Source organism: Methylobacterium sp. E-041 (assembly GCF_022829665.1).
GTDB lineage: Bacteria > Pseudomonadota > Alphaproteobacteria > Rhizobiales > Beijerinckiaceae > Methylobacterium.
Window position 1 is genome coordinate 16,225 of sequence record NZ_JAKSYQ010000186.1, and the last position, 17,042, is coordinate 33,266.

The 17,042-nt window shown below is 67.8% G+C and carries 21 protein-coding genes and 2 pseudogenes; 18 read left to right on the forward strand and 5 right to left on the reverse strand.

The genetic code is table 11. The features are described from left to right. Positions 1–292: 292 nt before the first annotated feature. The 5 genes and pseudogenes from MKK70_RS18025 to MKK70_RS18045 all read left to right on the forward strand — a co-directional run bounded on the left by MKK70_RS18025 (position 293) and on the right by MKK70_RS18045 (position 3,289). The gene (locus MKK70_RS18025; RefSeq protein ID WP_187275328.1) at positions 293–610 is read left to right on the forward strand and encodes a type II toxin-antitoxin system MqsR family toxin; all 318 of its coding nucleotides are present in this window, start codon (positions 293–295) and stop codon (positions 608–610) included. Next, positions 607–1,209 (forward strand): type II TA system antitoxin MqsA family protein, encoded by a 603-nt coding sequence (locus MKK70_RS18030; protein ID WP_147840817.1) that lies wholly within the window; start codon positions 607–609, stop codon positions 1,207–1,209. Before MKK70_RS18025 ends, MKK70_RS18030 begins: the two co-directional genes overlap by 4 nt. Next, positions 1,206–1,871: a hypothetical protein gene (locus MKK70_RS18035; RefSeq protein ID WP_147840816.1), complete on the forward strand. Its 666-nt coding sequence runs from the start codon at positions 1,206–1,208 to the stop codon at positions 1,869–1,871. Before MKK70_RS18030 ends, MKK70_RS18035 begins: the two co-directional genes overlap by 4 nt. A gap of 198 nt (positions 1,872–2,069) precedes the next feature. Continuing rightward, positions 2,070–2,783: a hypothetical protein gene (locus MKK70_RS18040; protein WP_147840815.1), complete on the forward strand. Its 714-nt coding sequence runs from the start codon at positions 2,070–2,072 to the stop codon at positions 2,781–2,783. Between the two features lie 138 nt (positions 2,784–2,921). After that, positions 2,922–3,289, forward strand: a pseudogene (locus tag MKK70_RS18045) (SDR family oxidoreductase). 229 nt (positions 3,290–3,518) lie between these two features. On the opposite strand, the gene MKK70_RS18050 reads toward MKK70_RS18045, so the two are convergent. Both MKK70_RS18050 and MKK70_RS18055 read right to left on the reverse strand, forming a co-directional pair. Then, complete coding sequence (locus MKK70_RS18050; protein WP_147840813.1) at positions 3,519–6,125, reverse strand: AAA family ATPase; 2,607 nt, start codon at positions 6,123–6,125, stop codon at positions 3,519–3,521. Between the two features lie 245 nt (positions 6,126–6,370). Then, a pseudogene (locus tag MKK70_RS18055) lies at positions 6,371–7,441 on the reverse strand (IS630 family transposase). A 187-nt stretch (positions 7,442–7,628) separates the two neighbouring features. On the opposite strand from MKK70_RS18055, the gene MKK70_RS18060 reads away from it, so the two are divergent. Next, complete coding sequence (locus MKK70_RS18060) at positions 7,629–7,874, forward strand: hypothetical protein (protein WP_147840812.1); 246 nt, start codon at positions 7,629–7,631, stop codon at positions 7,872–7,874. Between the two features lie 107 nt (positions 7,875–7,981). Here MKK70_RS18060 and MKK70_RS18065 read toward each other — a convergent pair whose 3' ends face one another. Then, positions 7,982–8,317, reverse strand: a complete 336-nt coding sequence (locus MKK70_RS18065; protein ID WP_056250420.1) for a hypothetical protein — start codon at positions 8,315–8,317, stop codon at positions 7,982–7,984. Positions 8,318–8,625: 308 nt separating this feature from the next. On the opposite strand from MKK70_RS18065, the gene MKK70_RS18070 reads away from it, so the two are divergent. Beyond that, positions 8,626–8,961: a hypothetical protein gene (locus MKK70_RS18070; protein ID WP_056250418.1), complete on the forward strand. Its 336-nt coding sequence runs from the start codon at positions 8,626–8,628 to the stop codon at positions 8,959–8,961. A gap of 75 nt (positions 8,962–9,036) precedes the next feature. Here MKK70_RS18070 and MKK70_RS18075 read toward each other — a convergent pair whose 3' ends face one another. Beyond that, a complete protein-coding gene (locus MKK70_RS18075; protein ID WP_147842683.1) occupies positions 9,037–9,723 on the reverse strand; it encodes a hypothetical protein in 687 nt (228 codons plus the stop codon). A gap of 56 nt (positions 9,724–9,779) precedes the next feature. Next, complete coding sequence (locus tag MKK70_RS18080; RefSeq protein WP_147842682.1) at positions 9,780–10,658, reverse strand: hypothetical protein; 879 nt, start codon at positions 10,656–10,658, stop codon at positions 9,780–9,782. Positions 10,659–10,783: 125 nt separating this feature from the next. Here MKK70_RS18080 and MKK70_RS18085 point away from each other — a divergent pair, with 125 nt between their 5' ends. The 11 genes from MKK70_RS18085 to MKK70_RS18135 all read left to right on the forward strand — a co-directional run bounded on the left by MKK70_RS18085 (position 10,784) and on the right by MKK70_RS18135 (position 17,028). After that, positions 10,784–11,302 (forward strand): GcrA family cell cycle regulator, encoded by a 519-nt coding sequence (locus MKK70_RS18085; RefSeq protein ID WP_243924974.1) that lies wholly within the window; start codon positions 10,784–10,786, stop codon positions 11,300–11,302. Between the two features lie 8 nt (positions 11,303–11,310). Continuing rightward, a complete protein-coding gene (locus tag MKK70_RS18090) occupies positions 11,311–11,469 on the forward strand; it encodes a hypothetical protein (RefSeq protein ID WP_187274963.1) in 159 nt (52 codons plus the stop codon). Positions 11,470–11,474: 5 nt separating this feature from the next. Further along, on the forward strand, positions 11,475–11,978 hold the full coding sequence (locus tag MKK70_RS18095) for a hypothetical protein (RefSeq protein WP_243949236.1): 504 nt from the start codon (positions 11,475–11,477) through the stop codon (positions 11,976–11,978). Next, positions 11,978–12,856 carry a hypothetical protein gene (locus MKK70_RS18100; protein ID WP_147842679.1) on the forward strand — a complete coding sequence of 293 codons (879 nt, stop codon included), beginning with the start codon at positions 11,978–11,980 and terminating at the stop codon, positions 12,854–12,856. The genes MKK70_RS18095 and MKK70_RS18100 overlap by 1 nt, the downstream gene beginning before the upstream one ends. 65 nt (positions 12,857–12,921) lie before the next feature. Continuing rightward, positions 12,922–13,416 carry a hypothetical protein gene (locus tag MKK70_RS18105; RefSeq protein WP_147842678.1) on the forward strand — a complete coding sequence of 165 codons (495 nt, stop codon included), beginning with the start codon at positions 12,922–12,924 and terminating at the stop codon, positions 13,414–13,416. A gap of 54 nt (positions 13,417–13,470) precedes the next feature. After that, on the forward strand, positions 13,471–13,923 hold the full coding sequence (locus MKK70_RS18110) for a hypothetical protein (RefSeq protein ID WP_056250404.1): 453 nt from the start codon (positions 13,471–13,473) through the stop codon (positions 13,921–13,923). Positions 13,924–13,937: 14 nt separating this feature from the next. After that, positions 13,938–15,059, forward strand: coding sequence for a tyrosine-type recombinase/integrase (locus tag MKK70_RS18115; protein WP_243924973.1), 1,122 nt, complete (start codon positions 13,938–13,940; stop codon positions 15,057–15,059). Between the two features lie 99 nt (positions 15,060–15,158). Then, on the forward strand, positions 15,159–15,497 hold the full coding sequence (locus MKK70_RS18120; RefSeq protein WP_056250399.1) for a hypothetical protein: 339 nt from the start codon (positions 15,159–15,161) through the stop codon (positions 15,495–15,497). Positions 15,498–15,570: 73 nt separating this feature from the next. Then, a complete protein-coding gene (locus tag MKK70_RS18125) occupies positions 15,571–15,816 on the forward strand; it encodes a hypothetical protein (protein WP_147842676.1) in 246 nt (81 codons plus the stop codon). 82 nt (positions 15,817–15,898) lie between these two features. After that, positions 15,899–16,588, forward strand: coding sequence for a hypothetical protein (locus MKK70_RS18130; RefSeq protein ID WP_147842675.1), 690 nt, complete (start codon positions 15,899–15,901; stop codon positions 16,586–16,588). Between the two features lie 80 nt (positions 16,589–16,668). Further along, on the forward strand, positions 16,669–17,028 hold the full coding sequence (locus MKK70_RS18135; RefSeq protein ID WP_056250392.1) for a hypothetical protein: 360 nt from the start codon (positions 16,669–16,671) through the stop codon (positions 17,026–17,028). Positions 17,029–17,042: the final 14 nt, after the last annotated feature.

Below are 17,042 nucleotides of genomic sequence, written 5' to 3' on the forward strand. Positions count from 1 at the left end.
AGCGTCGCGATTCCCGGCCGCCCGAGCAGGTCGGCGAGGAGCGGGACCGGGCATCGGACATGCTGCGCACCTAGTTTGGAACCGGTCCTGGCGATCGTCCGACAAGCCGAAGATGGAGCTGGGTTAGGCACGGGCGGCCCCTTCCACGAAGGGACGGAACCGCGCACCGGCCCATGCGTAAAACCCTCCAGGCCACGCTTACCGGGGATCAACCAAGGGAGCCGGGCCGCCAGCCTCAGCAGAATGCCGCGGTTGAAGTTCGGGTAGCATGGTGCTACCTCTTGGAGGCTGGATGACGCCGCACAATCCCCTGGCAAAGGTCCGCGCGCTCGCCGCCGACGAGGAGGCCTGTTCGTTCTTTTCTCCCGTCCTCGAAGAGCTCAGGACCCGTAAGCTCGACACGGACGACCTGCGGGCGATCATCCAGACGGAATTGGGCGAGGCGCACTTCAGCAAGTCCGAGCCGACGCGAAGACACCACCCGACCACCGTGTCGGACTACTACTCGATCTGGGTCGACGACTGCGCCGACTGGATGTTCCTGAAGCTGCTGGTCACCGGCGCTGACGTCCTGGTCGTCACCTCATTCAAGAAGGATATCGATCGATGACGATGGAGGCCTGCCAAGCCTGCGAGGCGATCGCGGTCTGCGAGCGCGTCGAGCCCTTCGTGGTCGAACGGTCGGGGAAGAGCCTCGCCATCCAGGACCGTCGCATGGCCTGTGCCGAATGCGGGAACGTCAGCTATCAGGGCTCTCAGATCTCCGAGCACGAGCTCGCCGTCGCCAACGCCGTGCGAGAGATGGACGGGCTCCTGTCCGCCGCCGAGCTCAACGCCATCCGCCTCAAGTACAAGCTCCGCCAGGCCGACATGGAACAGATCCTCTCCACCGGCCCGAAGACCTGGACCCGCTGGGAGCGCGGCAAGGTTCCTCAGAGCAAGGTCGCCGACCGCTACATCCGAGCCCTAGCCCGGGACCCCTACCTCGCCCGCCGCGAGATGCTTGCGGCCGGGGTCGTAAACCCGGAGGCCGAGGGCGTCTTCGCCCAGATCGAGCTTGACGATCGCAAGCGCGCCCACGCCGTCATGCGCGACGCCCTCGGGCGGCGCACCGAGATCGACCACGAGCGCTTCGCCGCCCTCGCTGCCGACGCGGCCTTCGACGCCTTCCACGGTAACCACGCGAACCCGGAAGCCGTCGCCGCATGAGCGAGAAGCCTCCCATGGGCGTGCTCCACCACCTTCCGCCGAGGAAACCCCTCGCGGATATGGAGGATTTCCGGCGCGACGTGGGAGAGACCATCGCGGCACAGTTCCGGGAGCAGAACGAGATCCTCCGCGCCGAGCGCGGTGAGCATCTAGCGCGTGTCCGGGAACAGGATGAGCGCCTCCAGCGGCAAGGCGAGCTCATTGAGCGGCTCACCCGCGGCGTCGAGCTCCTCGTCACCGAGATGCACGGCGTCCGGACCGGCAAGGCGGAGGAGGCCTTCGCCCGCGTCGGCGGCGAGAGCGCCGCCCCGGACCTGCCCACCGTCTCCGCGGAGTCCGCAGTGGTCTACATCTGTACCGCGGGCAGTATCGGCCGGAAGCTCGACTTCCGCGCCAGCGAGATCGGTACCCTGCTCGGCGCCAAGGGCCTGCGCTGGGCGGGCAACGGCGCCTACCAGGAACTCGGACGCGAGGTCGGCCCGAACCATACCAAGTTCTGGCACCGCGACGTCCCCGCCCGGCTCCGGCGCGTCCTGGACGAGAACAACCCAGCCCGCCACGGCATCACCGATCGCAGTGTCCTCGCGATCTTCCGCAAGTGGAGCGCCCGCCGGACCGGCGGCCCAGACCTCCTCGACAGCATCGAGGCGCTCAAGGCCTGAGCCCGGGCATCAGTTTCGGTGTGCCGCGGCGATTTGCTGTAACCTTGGTGACGGGGTTTTGATGAAAGCGCATCTAAGAAGCTATAAGCGTTGTCACGCGATCTATCTCATCGGATTGTATTGTACTTGTACATATCCATCCCGGACTAATTATCACGCATTCGCTACGCGAAACTCTCAACGAGAGATAATAATGGCATGATAGGTATCGGAAGCGCAGAATTCTACAAAATATTTCACGAGGAAATAGAAAAACCTCGAGTATTTGCTGATATAAATCAGCTTGCGCCGTCCGACATCGAACTCAGAATTCGCGCAATCTTCACTGGGCATAATTTTGATTTGGATGCTGTCGGCTTCGTACAAGCCTGTATGTATCAGCGAGAACAGAAGCTACCTTTCATAAAAATTGGACCCAAGCGACTTACTGAAGATGTTGACCTACTCGTTAAGGCCGTCGCATTCGGAATAGTTGACTGTCAAGAAATATCAACTGATCTCAGATTTAGTCTGTCAAGACCAGAGTCGAATCTGTATGTAAACGGATTTCCTGCATGTTGTTTGAGAGATATAAATCGGATGCACGATGACGATCAAGATATGGATCACTTAGAATTCACACGATTACACGGAGCAGCCGTGCTCGATCAAATCCAGCCTGTCATTCGTGATTTAAAAACATATTGGGGGAAGGAACCTCTCAATAAAAGCGTCCTGAAAAAGAGGTTGTTTTTACCAATAAAATATCAAACAATTTCAGATATTCTCGAAACTGTCCCCGGTGAAATCATGCAAAGTTCACTAAGAGGACAAATTGAAAGGGCAGCATATGTAAGACATGAAAGATTGAGACTGCTTAGGAGCCCCCGGTTACCTTCGATAGACGATGAAAAGGCGATTTTTGATATTTGAAAAATTGCCTGTTACACTGATCGGCGCGAACTACAAACGGCCGGAAGTGAACAGAAGCCGGGGCTGGCTCAATAGCCGGGAAGTCAGCCGACGACGCTGGTTCCCATCGCGTCGGGAGCCTTCAGGTCACACGACTGCATCCCGTGGGGCGATCACGTTAATTACGCGGCCTCGAAGGGCGGCACGACGACGCTGATGTGCACCCTCGCCCAGGAATTCGCCCCGCGCGGGTTGCGCGTGAACGCCATCGACCCGGCGCCGTGAGGACCGGCATTAACGCGGGCCAGATGCAGGGTAAAAATCTGCGCAGTGCGGTGTCGCAGATCCCGTATGGTCGCATCGGACGGGTCGAGGACATCGCCTCAGCCATCGCGTTCCTAGCCTGCGACCTGTCCGACTACATCGTCGGCGACACCCTTCTCGTCGATGGTGGGACGACCACTCCTGGCACGATGCCTATCGGCGGTAGGCCGGGGCCCGTACCTCCAAATCCGATTGATAGGTGAAAACCGTTAAGGCGCATCAGGGCTCGTCGCGGCCTGCGATGTTCCGGTCGGCATCCCGCTCGAAGGTCGAGGTGGTCAGCGCGTCGGGGATCCGCTCGGCGATCATTAGAAAGGGGCCTTGCATGGTGTCGGGGGCTAGCAGGGCCAGGCTGCCGCGGCGGAGGGCGCCGTCGATCTCAACCAGGTGGCCGCGGCACCTACTGCGGTAGGCGACGATGACAGAAGGCCGTCAAACGCCCTTTTGCTGCTCACGAAGCTGGTCCACCCAGGCCCTCAGGTCCCCGACGGCCTTGAGCAGTTCGTCTGGGCGCAGGGGAGCAGCGTTCCGCCCGGGAGATGGATCGTGGGCTTCCGTCTGATCGCAGCACCGTTTGAAGCCGGCGGCGAAATCCTCGACGTTGGCAACGGTCAGGCTCGCCACCTTTCTCAGGTCCTTGGTGCTGATGTAGTCGCGGTGCCTTTGGATGACGCAGTTGAAGGCCACCTCCTCAAGGGCCCGTTCCCACGTGCTTCGTAACCTGCTGAAGAAGTGGGAGGCCGCAGCCCCGTACTCATCATCCCGATTGTCGTCGTAGAGGACCTTGGCCGCCCGTGCGTCCTTCTCAAGAGCGTCGAGGCGCTCCCGGACCTTAGCCCCGATCCAGGGCAGTCCCTGGTTCACGACGCCCGCGCCGGCAGAGGTGTGGGTGAGCGAGATCAGGGAGACCGGGATCCTGCCGTCGATTGACAGCGCATGCAGGTCGTTCAGGAAGACGAGGTCATGCGTGAAGACGATAATCTGCCGGACGCCCCCTTCCTCGACCAGCCGCTCGGCGACCTTGCGCCGCCACCGATGGTCCAGCGAGGAGACCGGATCGTCGAAGACCAGCGTCGATCCATGAGCCGCGGTAGCGAGCTCGGTCAGGAAGGCGGCCAGGGCCACGCAGGTCTGCTCGCCCTCGCTCAGGATCTCGCCGACCTTCGCCCTCTCGTTGGCGAACAGCCGGACCTGGTACTGCGGGGAGCCGTACCTGCCGCCCGAACGGACGATGTCGACCCTCACCCTGTGGGCGGCCAGCTTCTGGATTTCTTCCTGAAAGCGATCGCGGACCTTCGGCGTGATGACCTTGTCGGCGATCGTGTTGCCGAGCGTCGTGATGGCATTCGTCGCCATCTCGGACAGGCAGTCCTTCAAACCCGCCAGCTCGCTCAGCCGTGCCACCTCGATCCTCGCCTTCGGCAGCAGTGCCTCCAAGAGTGCGCGGTCACGCAACTCGTCCCGTTCCGCAACCAGCCGTACCCGACCGGCGGGATCGACCGCCGTCAGAAGCTCCTTGGCATAGGCCTGCGTATCATCCGCAAGAGTCGTCAGCGTGCCGATGATGCCGGCCGCAACCACGGGCATTGGACCCGCCCCGCGGTCGGCGAGTGCCCGCGTGCAGATCCATCGCCGAAGCCGGACGGTCGCCAGCCCGCGCAGGATCGCGGCGGCGACATCTGGATGGGTCACCGACAGCTGGCGGCGCAGCGGAAACCCGGACATCCGCAGCGACAGACCCGACAGCTTCCCCAGGGCTTCCTCGTAGGCGACCTCGGCCTTCCGCGCCTCGCGCTCGCTGTCGGCCTTCACAAACTCCTCAAAGGTCAGCTTCAGATCCCCGGTCCCTTCGGAGATCGGCTGGTGGCAGAGCACGCAGACCGCTTCCGCGTCCGTCCGCGGGAAGTCGTGCCCCTCGTAGGCGACATGCTCCGAGTAATGCCGCGCCGCGTCCCATAGGGCTCGCCAGGTCGCCTCCCCGACCCCCTTCAGGGCGCTTCCGCCGAAGGCGCGTTCGGCCGCGAGCGAGGCGGCGGAGCGTTTGGAGCGGGCGGTCCCGGCGAGCGCCGCAAGCTGCGCGAGCTCCGCATCCGACACCGCCCCGAAGACCCTATCAAGCTCCTCGGAGAGGCGGCGTACGGCCCGGGCCAGCTCGCGCTGCTCCCCTGAGGCCCGGACCAGGTCGCGGGCCAGGTCCTCCTCAAGCCGGCGAAGCCTTGCGCGCTCCTCCGCTGACAGGTTCGACAGCTTTTCCAGGGGTCCGAGGTCGGTACCCGGAGCGAGCGCGCCGAGAAGCCGCCCGACCCGGGTCCCAGACCCGAACGCGGGTTCCGTGAACGCCGAATCCCGCGCCTGCTCAAGCGCCCCCTGTTCCGCCGTCAGCGCCGTGCGGATCGCTTGGCAGACACCGGCGAGCTCATCGGGGATGTCGAGCCCGAACGGACGGAACGCGACCTCGTTCCTCTCGCGCACATGGACCATTCCGCATTCGCGGTCGAAGACGCTGACGCTGGAAAGGATGGCGTGGGGAGAGCCCGCGTCGGTCCAGGCCAGCGGCGCGATCGGATCGCCCGATACGACGCATCCGATCGTGGCGGATCCCGCATCGGCACCGCCGCCGAAGGCATTCGGCAGGATCTCGCCGGGGGAACGTGCCCGGCACGCCCGCTTCAGGATGCGGGCATACCCGGATTTTCCTACCCCGTTGTCGCCGTAGACGATCGTAATTCCATCGGGTTCAAACGAGAGTTCCTGGCCGGGAGCGAGCCGATTGACGCCCATGACATCCCTGATCGAGGTCAGCGCTACCTTCTCACCGGCGGTGGCCATGGACGGAACATGCTCGGCGCCCAAGGGCGACGGTGTCACCTCGATACCGGGAAAGCCACATCCCCTCTTGCAGAGCAGTGCAAGCTCTTGGTGATCGTCGGCGTCGAGGGTGCGCTTGGCCACTATGCGACGTAGGGCGTCCCGCTGCCAGTCAGGCTTATTCCTCGACCATTGCAGGATGATCTCGAAGACCGAACCCGTCGCCGCCATCGAGACTCGTTCCCCCGCACGGGTTCGAGCTTAGCAGCAGAACCCTCGGATCCGTAAGGGGCGCCGGCGGCGTCGCTGGCTCCGACCCGTCAGTCCTCGGGACGCCGCCTGTAGGCCTTGTCCACTTTGTTGGAGAAGTTCCCGTGGCTCAAGCGCATCTCTATCTTCTTGCGTGGCAATAGAGCGTCAATGGCCTTCTTGGTGGAGCGCCATGCTACTCAAGCTCCGTCGACTAGTGCACTGACTCAGACGGATGGTTCAAGGGTTCGATTGAGAGCGTCGAAGATGGCAGCGGCGGGTTTGGTCCAGACGAAGGGTCTGGGCCTTTGGTTGTGCTCGACGATGTAGCGTTTGATGGCCGCCTGCAGGTCGACGAGTCCGGTGAAGGTCCCGCGTCGCAACCGGCGGCGTGTGAGGGCGGAGAAGAAGCCCTCGACGGCGTTGAGCCATGAGGCCTATGTCGGGGTGAAGTGGAAAGTCCATCGCGGATGGCGGGCGAGCCAGGCGCGGACCTTCGGGTGCTTGTGGCTGCCGTAGTTGTCGAGCACCGCGTGGATCACCTTGCCCGCCGGCACGGCGGCCTCGACCGCGTTCAGGAAGCGGATGAACTCGCCATGGCGATGGCGCTGCATGCAGCGGCCGAGCACGGTGCCCTCCAAGACGTTCAAGGCGGCGAACAGGGTTGTGGTGCCGTGACGGCTGTAGTCATGGGTCTGGGCGGCGGGATGCCCTGGTCCGAGCGGCTGGTCGGGACGGGTGCGCTCCAGGGCCTGGATCTGGCTCTTCTCGTCGATGGAGAGCACGACCGCATGGGCGGGCGGATCCATGTAGAGGCCGACCACATCCTCGACCTTCTCGGCAAAGGCCGGATCGTGGGATCGTTTGAAGGTGCGAACCCGATGCGGTTGCAGGCGATGCGCCTGCCAGATCCGCTGCACGGAGCGCAACGAGATCCCGGTCTGCTGGGCGACGGCGCGCCCGGTCCAGTGGGTCACCTCGCCGGGGGGCTCCGAGCAGGTCAGCGCCAGCACCTTGGCCACCGTTCGGGTCGGATGGGGTGGGATGCCTGGCGGGCGGGTCCTGTCGCGCAGCAAGCCTTCGACGCCCTCCTCAGCAAAGCGCTGCTGCCAGCGTCAGACGGCGGGCCGACTGACACCGGCCTGCCGGGCCACGTCCTGTACGTTGAGACGCTCGGCCGAGAGCAGAACGATACGGGCCCGCAGGATGTGTTTGAGGGGCCGTGATCGATCCCCGGCGATCTCGGTCAGCTGTGACTGGGCGGTGTCATCGAGGAGCACGCAAACGGTCTGAGCCATCGCACAGACTCGCACACGTCACCCACCACGTGAATCCTCTGATCGCGTCAGTGCACTAGGTCGCCCGCGCCCAAGCCGCCCGGGCCATTTAGCCACTGACCGCCTCCTCGGCATCCGGAGCGACCGCATCATCGAGCGCTACGACGCCGCCCGGGGCGCGGCGATCGCCGATCGGGCCCGCGACGGGGTGGCCCAGCAGATCGCAGTCTCCCACGCCGGCACCATCGAGGCCTTCTGCGAGCGGGTGAAGCCGGCCGCCCCATCCGCCAAGCCTTGCCGCCTCAGCTACCCCGAGGGGATGAAGGACAGCCACGTCCGGACGGAGCTCAGGGCAGGGCACCTGGCGGGCTGGCATTGGGCCCGGCTCTGCTCCGTGGCCGACGCGATGGGCTGCGATCTCGAAGTGACGCTGAAGCCGCGCTCCAAGGGCTGAGAACCCCTCCGAAGGGGCGTCGCGTCAGTCGAGTGTTTTCGACCAGGCCATCTCCTCCCCCCGTTACTCCTATCCGGTGTAACGCGGGAATTGCGAACTCCCGGACCTCAGGGATCCAGTCCGAGGCGGGCCGCGAGGGCGGTCGCGACGGCCTCGCGCCGGTAGACGACCGCCGGCTTTCCGGCCGCGATGGCCCGTTCCGTGCGGGCCTTGAGCGCGGCGGCCGCCGCCAGCAGAACCCTTCCCGCGTCGATCGGGCTCGCGAGGCGGTACCCCTTGGGCGCGCCTGCGATGACGACCGCCAGCCCGTCAGCGATCGCGCGGTCGAGCGTCGCCGGGTCGGGCGCGCCCGCCTCCGCCGCCCGGGCGCGGGAGGCCGCCTTGACGGCGCGGTTTGCCTCGCGTGCACGGGCGGCCGAGGATGAGGTGCGGGGTGCGGTCATGGGCGTAGGATGCCGTGACGAGGTGCAAGGCACCATGACATGTCACGGCATCGGCACTCGCTCGGCACTCCCTCGTGCGCACGTCGTGCTGAGCTCAGCATTTCCTCAGCATATTTTTGGGCGTTTCAGTCTGCATGATCGGCGATTCATCAAGAGCGAAATCGCGATCCGTTCAGGACGCATGCTGCAGCCCCCCCGGAAACGGGGTGTTCACCATCCCATGTGGATCCACGTGGCACCGGGTTGACGGGGAGTCCCGCCCAGGCGCGAATTGGGCGGTGAGATCCGCCCCGCCAGGAGAGACGCCCATGTCGCACCAGACCCGCAGCTTCGCGATCGACAGCAGCATCCGCGTTGGCCAGGGCCTGGCTCTCGGGCACTCCGCGATCCAGGGTGCCTTCGACGGCCTGCGCGCTCGGCAGGACACGGACCGGCACGCCGTCTCGCGCCTCGCCGGCCGCCTCGGGCAAGCCCGCCGGGATGCCGTCGCGGTCGAGGCCGAGGCCGATGCCCTTGCCGCTGAGGCCGCCGAGCTCCGCCTCCTCCTCGGGGCCGCCCTGCAGCGCGCCGCGGCGGCCGAGGCCCGGGCCGAGCGGGCCGAGCGCGCGGTCGTCGCCGCCGCCCGGCGCCAGGGCCTCGTCTAGCCTCAAGCCCCCCCAGACATGCGAAGGGCCCGCCGGGATGACCGGCGGGCCCTTCGTCGTTCGGTCGCTGACACGTCACATGCGGCAGGCGGCGACGCGGGCGTGGGCCTCGGGGGTCTCCAGGAGCCTGTAGGCCTCCTCAATGACCCTCTTGTCGTCTGCGTCGTACTCGCCGGGGCGAGGCTTCGGGGCCTCGGCATCAAGGCGCGCCTGAAGGGACGGCATCAGGGGCAGGCCCCCATGGATCTCCGAGAGGGACTCGGCGCGGAGATGCTGCTCGACGCGGAACGCGGGCACGAATGCCAGATTGCACCGGGCGCCAGTGTCGAGGCCGGCGAGCCAGGATGCGACGTCCCGCGGGAGCGGGGCGAGATCCCTGCCGGAGCGGCCAGTCGGGTCCATCGCGGCTCGGTTGTGCGCGATAACGAGCTCTCCGAGGCCAAGCGCGACCGGGCGCGGGCCGGCCGCGGCGCGGTTGTCGTTGGCCAGGGCGACCTCGGCGACGTCGGACGCGTGGACGGCCGGACGGGGCAGCAGGGCCCCGAGGACACCGCCGATCCCGGAAGCCGTGAGATCCAGCCCCCGAGCCGGGCCCTCCAGGCCGGCTCCGACGGCGGTAGCGGTGCGGTCGACCGCGGCCTTCGCGACGCCGGCGACGCGCTTCACGTCCCCGTACAGGGACACGGCGGCCTCGCGGGCGTCGCCAAAAATGGCGGCGATGAGAGCGGCGATGAAGGCCAGGATTTTCTTGAGGTCGATCATTGCGGGACTGCCTAAGTTGAACTGAGGGAGACGGAGAGACAGGGGCGAGGGTATCGTCAGGCCGGGGCTAGCAAGTCGCCAGCTGGGAGGCGGCGCCGGCCTCGGCGCACCGGGGCCTCGCCGAGGGCGCGCTCGCAGAGCTCGTCGGGCAGCTGCAGCCTGTGCTGATAGATCAGCGCGAGCCCGTGGGCGGCCTCGCCCCGGTCGAGGACCTCGCGCTCGGCGAGGACGTGACCGCTCCAGGTCGTGGTCTGGCTGAAACCCTCGCCGTTCTGGATGGCGGCCCAGTCCTCGTCGAGGGAGGCGAGGTAGCGCAGCCCCTCCAGGGTCGCAGCGCGCACCGCCGGGTCCTCTGACCGGGCGTAGAAGTGCGGCATCGCCGGGCGCCCGATCCTCTGCTCCGCGCGGACGCGGTTGGCCTCGGCGTTGGACAGCCAGCGCTCCGCACGCTCAAGATCGTAGGGCCCCCATTCGGCCCGGTGCGCGGTCTCGGCCGCCTCCGTCAGGGACCGGCCGAACTGCCAGGGTGCCGCCCCGACGAGCGCCTGAAGCCGCTCGCGAATCGGTCCCGCCATCTCGTCGACGCGAGCCTGCGCGGCGAGCCGGCGTTCCTCGGCCCGAGCGTTGGCCTCGTCACGGGCGGCGCGGGCCTTAGCGATTGCGGCGTCGGCCGCCGCCCTGAGCGCCGGGACGTCCACGTCCTCGGCCGAGATCCCCCACCAGCACGGCAGCAGGTTCGGGGTGCCGGCGCGGTCCGTCCAGGAGAAGACCGCCGCGACCATCAAGCCGCGCTCGGCTCGGTAGGCGTCCGAGAAGGTCTGCGGGGCCTCGTCCATGACGAAGAGCGCCATGGCGTGGCCGTAGCGGAGGCGCTCGCCGACGTGGCGCCAAGGGAAGCCGTCGAAATCGAGCGGGGGAGCGGTCAACCGGGGCATGGGGCGTGTCCACAGGGGAAATGGTTAACGCAAGATTATGCTCCGAAATAAGCCCGGCCAATAGTCTTGTTGACAAAGCTGGTGCATTGGCTGCATGTTGATCTGCGTTCGCTAGGAGACCCCCGGTGCCTCGTACCCCCATGCCCCTCCATCCCCACACTTGGTCGCCCGACCTGGTCGAGCGCGTCAAAGCGCTGTGGCTCGCCGGCGTGTCCGCCCGCTCCATCTCGGCCACGCTCGCCGCCGAGGGCATCGCCCGTAGCCACAGCTCGGTCATCGGCCGGATGCGGCGCGAGAACGTCAGCTTCCAGGGCCCCGGGGCCAGCAGGACCCCCCTTGCACGTAAGCCCCACGAGGGCCCGCGGAAGGCCCCGAAGGCCCTCGTGGTTAAGGCGCCGCCGCCCCCGCCGAAGCCCGCGCCCCGCCCGGCCGCATCGGACGTTCTCCTGCCGGAGTCCCGCCGCGTCTCGATCCTCGACGTCCGAGACGGGGTCTGCCGCTGGATCGCCGGCGATCCCCGTCTGGACCCGACGGCCTGCGGGCACCCGGCCGATCTCGGCTCGCCCTACTGCCCGGCGCACCGGACCGTCGCGCCGAGGTCGCGCGAGGCCGCCTACGTCCCCGCTTTCCGGAAGGCCGCCTGATGAGCCGCATGAGCGACCGTGCCATCGACCTTCAGCACAACCACCAGGTGATGGAGCCGGACGACGAGGACGAGGCGCTGCCCCCGCACCTCGATCCGGACCGCCTCGCCGCCGAGCACCGCGCCCACGTCGAGGCGCTGCTCACCGACCTCGCCAAGCCGGAGTGATCCCCGTGCCCGAGCAGCCCCCCGCCGACGAGTTCATGGCCCTCTGGGATTACGTCCCGGATCCTGGCCCGATGGTCCGCGATCCGATGTGGCGCCAGATCGCGCTGCAGGAGCTCACCCGGCCGGCCGACTGGACGCCGCCGGTCCCCCTGATCCGGGAGGCGGCCCCCCTGCCGCCGTGCGCCCGCCTGACGGCCCTCATCGACGACGCGGGCGTCGGGCGCCGGCGGCCCCGCGACGTAGCCATCGTCGAGGCCGCGATCGCGAGGAGCCTGCCGGCCGACGTGCCGACGTTCGTCTCGGCGGTTCTCTCGGTGCGCCGGGACGGCGAGGTCCTGGTCACGCGCGTGCGCCTGTTCGATGGGGGCGTCGTCGTCCTGAGAGTGGACGGGGGCCCCGAGCCCCACGTGCGTGGGTGGGATCCCGAGGGCGAGGACAGGCGCGCCTTCCACTACGTCGACGGCGCGTGGACGCGCGTCGAGAACGCCTGTGTCGGGGAGGTCATCTGATGGCGGGCGGGATCCTGACCGGTTCCGGTCTCGACGAGCTGGTGCGCCAGATCGAGGAGCTCCGGACGAGGCGCTACGAGGGGGCGTTCGACGAGGGCCTTGAGGCAGGTACGCCGCTGGGCGAGGCCGGTGCCTACGCTCAGATGGTCGCCGTCTGCGAGGACGTCCTCTGGCTCTACGGGGTCTACGGGGACGGCGAGCCGGTGGACGTGCTCGGCATCGATCGGATCGTGGAGGACCTCCCCAGGATCAGGGAGGGACGTCGGGCCCTCGTGATCCCCCGCGACCCGGAGACGCCCTGGCGCGATGCGGGGGTCATCGTCCGCTACGGCCTGCGTGTCGACATGCTGGCGGCCGAGACGGGGCCCGAGGGGCAGCGCATGTGGCGCCTGCTGACACACGAGCAGACGTGGATCAAGTTCCGCGACGACGACGGGCGGACCCACTACATCCAGGTCCGCGGGCTCCCGCCGGTCCAGCAGGCCGCGCGGCACGCGTACGAGGCCGAGGTGCGCGAAGCGGAGGCGGTCGCGGCGGCGCTGAGGTCGGCGCGGCCACGCGGGCGGGTTGCCCGGTCGTACTTGGAACTCGACGCCGCTGTTGAGCCCCTTCTGCGCAAGCTGCTGGTGCTCGATCCGGACGCCCTCGTGGGGCACGCCCTCGTCAGGATCGGCGCGTTGCCGCCCGAGTTCCGCACGGCGCGGGTCGACGCGGCGGTCCCGACGCTCGCGGCGCACCACCGCCACGCCGGGTTCGACGTCGCGACGTGCTTGCACTGGCTCCGGGTGATCCGCCGCCGGGTGGCCGCGGTCGAGGCGGCGGGGCCCAAACCGCCCCCCTCCGACGATGCCGATGCCCTCGGTAGCCTCGCGTGGTGAGGCGCCGGATCCTCCCGGGCACGCGCCAAGGCTGCGCGTTCCACCGAACACAAGGACACCTGACCATGGCCACCAAGAAGAAGCCCGCCCCGACCCCGTCCGCTCCCCTGTCGATCACGTTCGACATGAGCATCACCGAGGCCCACAGCCTCGATCGCTGCGTGATCAAGCATGGGTATCTGGTGACGGCCAGTCCGCCGTTCACGGCGAGGGATGACGGGGACTCCCACCTCTCCCGCGATCCGGAGGACGAGTTCCTGGGGGAGATCCTCGGCGTCGAGGAGGGGCGGCTCCTGCTCTTCCGCCGGCGGGACCCGGACGCGTGCCCGGCCCATTTCGGATGGCGGCCGACCTTGGGGCGGCAGTACATCGTCTTTCGGTTTTCGGAATCCGACGACGGCGATGCGTCGGCGGAGCTCCTCGAGGACGATAGCGCCGAGGCCGTCGATGACGCGATGCGGCAGATCTACCGCCGGTACCGCCCGAACCGGACCTACACGCGGACGGCCGAAACGCTGGGACTTCGAGCATGTCCCAGTAACCATCCCCCGCCGTGTTAACCGCGGCCTCTATTTGCCGTTGCAGTCGAAGCCCCCTCGATTCAGAATCGCACCATGCTCAATTCGAAGCCCACATTCGTCCTTCACGCCGGCCCGTTCGACTTCTCGGACGGCGCCCGCGACGAGGCCTCCATGGCCGGTACGGACACGCTGATGTCGCTCGACGTCGCCGCGTGGGCCCCCGAGCTAGCGGACGCCCTAGGCTTCCCGACCTTCTCCACCGCGCAGCTGCGGGCCGCGACGCGTGCCCCGGATCCTCATCGACTGAAATCGATGCAGCCCGGACACGCGATCTACACGACCCGCCAATACCTGCTCGACTGGAGAAATACGTGGCTCGCCCCAAGCAACCCTCCCGCCTTGTCTTCGACCGGAAGCGACAGGTCTGGGCAATCGCAGACTTCATCGATGGCGAGCGCTACAAGCGCAGAACACGACACGGCCTTGCAGCTCGCGGCGCGGCTCAAGAGGAGCTCGCGCTCCACATCGCGGAGCAAGGGCGCCTAGCCCGAGAGCGGCTCATGGCCTCGCCGGATCACGACGACCCGGCGAATTCCAACCCCCGCCTGGTGTCCGTCGCCGCTTGCTTGACGTTCTACGGCGCCCGCATGGAGGGCACGAAGAATGCCGCCTTGGTCGGCCAGCACATCGTCCACCTACTTCGCATCCTGAGGGGCCTGACGCTGGCGCAGATCCGTGGATCGACGTGCCGCGACTACGTCGAGAAGCGGACGAGCGAGCGCTACACGAAGCCCGGCTGGAAGATCTCGAAGCCGATCTCGACGTCGACGGCCCGGCGCGAGCTCGGGACCCTGTCGGCCGCCATCAACGCCTGGCATCGGGAGTACAACCTCTCGTCGGTTCCGGTGCTCGAACTGCCCAAGGCCTCGAAGGGCCATCCGGACTGGCTGACCGAATCGGAGTTCGAGCGCCTCCTGAAGGCGGCCTCCGGGTTCCGCTGGTTCTCCTCAGACATCGCCACGCGCGAGCCGTACTGGCAGCCGATCGAGGGCCTGCGCCACGAGCCCGGCGACCAGCTGGTGCGGTTCCTCCAGATCGCGTTCTACTCGGGCACCCGGAGCGCGGCCGTCCTCGACCTGCGCTGGCGCAAGCACAAGGTCGCCGGGTACGTGGACTTCCCGACGGTGACGATGTTCCGCGAGGGCCCCGAGGCGCCGGCATCCCGCAAGAGGCAGCCCCCGTGCCGGATCCACGATCGCCTGCTCCCGCTCCTCAAGGAGTGGCGCGAGGAGGACCTGGCGGCCGGCGTGTCGCGCGTCGTCCATCGGAACGGTGCCGCCGTGAAGCGGGTCAGCAAGGGGTTCAGGATGGCCGCGATCCGGGCCTGCCTGGACCGGCGCGACATCGACGGGACGCACCGCGTCACCGACCTGTCGGCCGGCCTCGCCGCCGACCTGCCCGAGGAGGAGGAGGGCTACCTCTCGGAGGAGGCCGAGGGCGACGCCGACGAGATGGGTTGGCCGACGCCGCACATCCTCCGGCACTCCAGGGCAACGATCATGCTCCGCGCCGGCGTGCCTCCGGTGGAGGTGAGCGAGTACCTCGGCATGTCGCTGGCCATGGTCCTCAAGGTCTACGGCCACACGTCGAGCGCCTACCAGAAGGCGGCTGCGGCGGCCTGACGCGGAGCTTTATTTTTTACAAGCACCCCTTGCTTTCGGCCCCGTTGCTTGTATATTTACAAGCAACGGGGAGACGGTCTCCCCGAGGGAACCGCACCGATGTCCAAACTCACCGCCGCCAACGTCGCCCACAACCAGGCCGTCGAGCACGCCCTGAACGAAATCATCACCCAGTCCGACCTCGACACCGCGCTCGCCGAGATCGCGGCCCTCTCCGCCCCCACCGAGACCGCCACGGTCGACCTCGACGACCTCGGCTCCGATGCGATCGCGGTGCTGGGCGACGGCTCGGTCCTCTGCTGGGGCAATGAGCACAGGATCAACGGCCGCACGTACCGCGACATCGTCGTCGCCGGCGGCGCCGAGGACGGCCATGGCGTCATGAACGCCGAGCTCCAGGCCGAGATCTGGGAGGACTCCCAGGTCTGCGCCGACTGAGGGCGCGGACCGGCCGGGGGATCGCCCCCCGGCCTCAGGCGAGAACCCTACCCCCAGCACAGAGGATCCGGACATGGCCAGGATGGTGGACTTCGACAACGACGGCGTGGACTTCGACGACGGCCTGCGCCTGACGACCGAGGGCGAGTTCAGGTTCGACGGCAATTGGATCGTCCGGGTCGGCGTCTACCGCCGCTACGAGGGCGAGCGGGACTTCGAGCGCGAGGCGACCGTGCACGTGCGCACCGGCCCGACGGCCCGCACGATCGAGGCCTCCGTGCTGCGCAAGCGCGCCGAGCGCCGCCTCTCCGGCGACTGAGGCCCGCCCCTCGGGAGGGGTGAGAGACCTCCCGATCCCGGGCCTCAGGACCGAACCCAGCCCTTCCGGAAGGACCACACCCATGAAAGCTGCCATCCCCGCCATCGAGGCCGTGCTCGCCGCGTCCCCGTCCCGGGACGAGGACGCGACCGTCTACGCCATGTTCGGCGCCCTCGGCACGATCGACGCCGAGGGTCGGGCCGCCGCCAAACGCGCCTTCCCGGAGCACCCCGCCGTTGCCGCGATCCTCACGTTCGACTTCTGCACCTCCGACGACCACGCTACCGTCGCCGCCGCCCTGGAGCCGCACGCCGCCGCGGCACCGACGCTGCGCCAGTCGACCGAGGACGACGAGTGGACGGCCGCTGAGAGGGCCGTCTACGCCGCCAGGACCTTCGTCGGAGAGGTAGCTCGGATGACCGGCCACGGACGCGCCGGCCACGACCGCTGGGAGGCACGCGAGCACTTGATTGCGACTCTGCGAAACCTGCAGGTGCGCCATCTTGAGGAGGTCGCGTGCGATCGCATCGGCCAGTTCCCCGGGTACGACGTCCGCGGTCAGGGGTGGTGGGCGTGGGGCGCGCCGGGAGGCATGAGCATCCAAGTCCGCGTGGGTGGCAGGCCGATCCTCTCGCTCCCCGGAGACGTCACGCGCCGCGAGGTCGAGATGGCGATCCTCGGCTGGAAGGCCGGCAACGACCAGGGCCTGCACGAGGGCGCCGAGCGCATCCGCCGGGGGATCAAAAACCTCCTCGAAGTCGAGGCCGCCTGAAGCCTGCACCTCCACCGGCCCCCCATCACGGGGCGGCCGGTGTAGAATTGAAACGCCCGTCCTGCGCAGGAGCCCGCACCGTGTCCTTCGATTTCCCCAAGCCGATCCGCGAGGCCAAGGTCGACCTCTCGGGTTTGACCGAGGCTCAAATCCTCATCCGACGGGGCGTCATCAGCCTCGGCGAGCGAGCCTTCGGGCCGCGCTGGCAGAGCTTCTTCGCGACGGCGCTCTCGGAAGTTGCGGGCCGGCGCATCACCCAGGCGCAGGTGTCGCAGTGGATTTCGGGCTCCCGCCCCGTGCCCGATGCCCTGTTCGAGCCCACTCGGCGTCTCGCGATCCGAGCGGCCGAGGACCTGGAACGCCGCGCGGCCGAGATCCGGATGGAGTGGGCCCCGGCGGCGCCGGAGGAGGACAAAGCCGACCTCGCGACACTGGCCTGAGGGCGGGCCCTGCG

Bases quoted from the DNA above. Each gene is read 5' to 3' on its own strand.
- MKK70_RS18025 (WP_187275328.1), top strand. From the start codon at position 293: ATGACGCCGCACAATCCCCTGGCAAAGGTCCGCGCGCTCGCCGCCGAC.
- MKK70_RS18030 (WP_147840817.1), top strand. From the start codon at position 607: ATGACGATGGAGGCCTGCCAAGCCTGCGAGGCGATCGCGGTCTGCGAG.
- MKK70_RS18035 (WP_147840816.1), top strand. From the start codon at position 1,206: ATGAGCGAGAAGCCTCCCATGGGCGTGCTCCACCACCTTCCGCCGAGG.
- MKK70_RS18040 (WP_147840815.1), top strand. From the start codon at position 2,070: ATGATAGGTATCGGAAGCGCAGAATTCTACAAAATATTTCACGAGGAA.
- MKK70_RS18050 (WP_147840813.1), bottom strand. From the start codon at position 6,125: ATGGCGGCGACGGGTTCGGTCTTCGAGATCATCCTGCAATGGTCGAGG.
- MKK70_RS18065 (WP_056250420.1), bottom strand. From the start codon at position 8,317: ATGACCGCACCCCGCACCTCATCCTCGGCCGCCCGTGCACGCGAGGCA.
- MKK70_RS18070 (WP_056250418.1), top strand. From the start codon at position 8,626: ATGTCGCACCAGACCCGCAGCTTCGCGATCGACAGCAGCATCCGCGTT.
- MKK70_RS18075 (WP_147842683.1), bottom strand. From the start codon at position 9,723: ATGATCGACCTCAAGAAAATCCTGGCCTTCATCGCCGCTCTCATCGCC.
- MKK70_RS18080 (WP_147842682.1), bottom strand. From the start codon at position 10,658: ATGCCCCGGTTGACCGCTCCCCCGCTCGATTTCGACGGCTTCCCTTGG.
- MKK70_RS18090 (WP_187274963.1), top strand. From the start codon at position 11,311: ATGAGCGACCGTGCCATCGACCTTCAGCACAACCACCAGGTGATGGAG.
- MKK70_RS18100 (WP_147842679.1), top strand. From the start codon at position 11,978: ATGGCGGGCGGGATCCTGACCGGTTCCGGTCTCGACGAGCTGGTGCGC.
- MKK70_RS18105 (WP_147842678.1), top strand. From the start codon at position 12,922: ATGGCCACCAAGAAGAAGCCCGCCCCGACCCCGTCCGCTCCCCTGTCG.
- MKK70_RS18110 (WP_056250404.1), top strand. From the start codon at position 13,471: ATGCTCAATTCGAAGCCCACATTCGTCCTTCACGCCGGCCCGTTCGAC.
- MKK70_RS18115 (WP_243924973.1), top strand. From the start codon at position 13,938: ATGGCCTCGCCGGATCACGACGACCCGGCGAATTCCAACCCCCGCCTG.
- MKK70_RS18120 (WP_056250399.1), top strand. From the start codon at position 15,159: ATGTCCAAACTCACCGCCGCCAACGTCGCCCACAACCAGGCCGTCGAG.
- MKK70_RS18125 (WP_147842676.1), top strand. From the start codon at position 15,571: ATGGCCAGGATGGTGGACTTCGACAACGACGGCGTGGACTTCGACGAC.
- MKK70_RS18130 (WP_147842675.1), top strand. From the start codon at position 15,899: ATGAAAGCTGCCATCCCCGCCATCGAGGCCGTGCTCGCCGCGTCCCCG.